At 65.8% G+C, this 1,789-nt stretch carries 2 protein-coding genes and 1 pseudogene; all 3 read left to right on the top strand.

From position 1 onward, the window contains the following. Nucleotides 1–560: pseudogene (locus AHiyo1_RS05590) on the top strand (6-phospho-beta-glucosidase); the annotation flags it as partial. A gap of 54 nt (nt 561–614) precedes the next feature. After that, on the top strand, nt 615–1,085 hold the full coding sequence (locus AHiyo1_RS05585; RefSeq protein ID WP_059387879.1) for a pyridoxamine 5'-phosphate oxidase family protein: 471 nt from the start codon (nt 615–617) through the stop codon (nt 1,083–1,085). 68 nt (nt 1,086–1,153) lie between these two features. Then, a partial coding sequence (locus AHiyo1_RS05580; RefSeq protein ID WP_148667483.1) for an NAD(P)/FAD-dependent oxidoreductase occupies nt 1,154–1,789 on the top strand: 636 nt, incomplete at its 3' end.

Below are 1,789 nucleotides of genomic sequence, written 5' to 3'. Positions count from 1 at the left end.
CGTCCTTCTACAGCGGGCTCGCGGCAGCAAACGACGGCGGTGCGGAGCCCGCCCAGGGGGTCCCGTCGTCGAAAGCGGCTTTCAGGCTCTGGGAGAAGACCAAGCTCGATCGCGAAGAGACATACATGCAGAGCAACAGGGACGCGGCAGGCACGTTCGAACGCGACGCCGAAGACCTGGTTTCCGGCGGCTACGAGGCCGTGGCCTTGGCGATCATGCGCGCCATCAGCCAGGGCGAATCGGCCCGACTGATCCTGAATGTCCCCAATAAAGGCACCCTGGCGGAACTCGACGCCGACGCCGTCATCGAGGCGCCGTGCCTCGTGGATGCGGGTGGAGCCCGCTTGCTCCCGGCCAAGCCCCTTCCGGACTACGCGCGCGGGCTCGTCGTCAACGCCAAGGCGGTGGAACGCGCCACCATCGACGCTGCGCTCACGGGTTCCCGGCGCTCCGCCTACAAGGCGATGGCCATGAACCCGCTCGTGGACTCGGTCAGGGTGGCAGAAGCGCTCCTGGCCGACTACATCGGCCATTTCAAGGAACTCCAATACCTGCGCTGAACCCCTTCGCCTAAGCCCTGTCCCGAGGGGGAGAGGAGGCCTAGTATCTGCAGCATGGACAAAGATGCAGCACCTTCCGTGACCGAAGTGTTGGATTCGCAGCAATGCTGGAATCTCCTGAGGGGCGTGTCCGTCGGCAGGCTGGCCGTGTGGCTGGGAGACCACCCTGACATTTTTCCGATCAATTACACCGTGGACCAGGGGACGGTGGTCTTCAGGACCGGAGCGGGCACAAAGCTCGCCGCGGCCTTGGGCGAATTCCCGGTGGCCATGGAGGTGGACGGCGTCGACGCCAACACCGGTGTCGCGTGGAGCGTTGTGCTCCATGGCAAGGCGGCGCCCGTCAAACAGCTCGACGACGTCATCAACACGTTCTCCCTGCCCCTGTTTCCTTGGGAATCAGGCAAGAAGGACCATTTCGTGCGGGTTCCCGCGGATTCGATCTCCGGACGGCGCTTCACTGTCACGGAACCACTCACGTGGTGGACCCCCTACAGCGGCATCAAGCCGTCCGCGTTGGAATAGCCGGCACCGGCGCTGTTCGGCACCGGGCGCTACTCGCATCTGGGCCTGCGCGCTGACAGGATGGGGAGATGGCTGCAAATTATGATGTGGTAATTGTCGGTGGAGGAATCGCCGGGTTGTCGCTCGCCTCAGCGCTGGCCGGCCAGTGTTCGGTAGCCCTCGTGGAAGCCGAACAGACACTGGCGTACCACACGTCCTCCCGCTCGGCCCGGCAGCTCATCCCCAGCTATGGACCCGCCGTCGTGCAGGAACTCACCGTCCGCACGCTGGAGCTGATGGCAGCCCGCGACGCCGGATTGCCGGTACCGGTCCTGAAACCGCGCTCGTTCATGCTGGTGGGCGACGAAGCCACCGTCAAGGCGGAAGCCAGCGGACACATGCACCCCATCACGCACGCCGAAGCCCTTGAGCTGTGCCCGGCACTGAATCCGGGGGCCTTCACGGCCGCCGGCCTGGACACGGGGTCATTCGCCTGCAATGCGCCCGTGCTGTTGGAAGACCACCGGCAGCGCGCCGAGGCCGGGGGAGTGGACATCATTACCGGCGCCCGGGTCCATTCTGCCCAACGGCTTGGTTCCGGCTGGCAATTGGGCGCCGGGCTGGAAGGCTTCCAGTCCGCCGTCGTCGTCAACGCGGCAGGTGCCTGGGCGGACGAGCTCGCGGTGCTCAGCGGCGTGGAGAAGCTCGGCTTGCAGCCGTTCCGG

The organism is Arthrobacter sp. Hiyo1, assembly GCF_001263615.2.
Lineage (GTDB): Bacteria > Actinomycetota > Actinomycetes > Actinomycetales > Micrococcaceae > Arthrobacter.
Note: the sequence above shows the minus strand (reverse complement) of the source record. Positions and strands in the feature narration are given on the sequence as shown.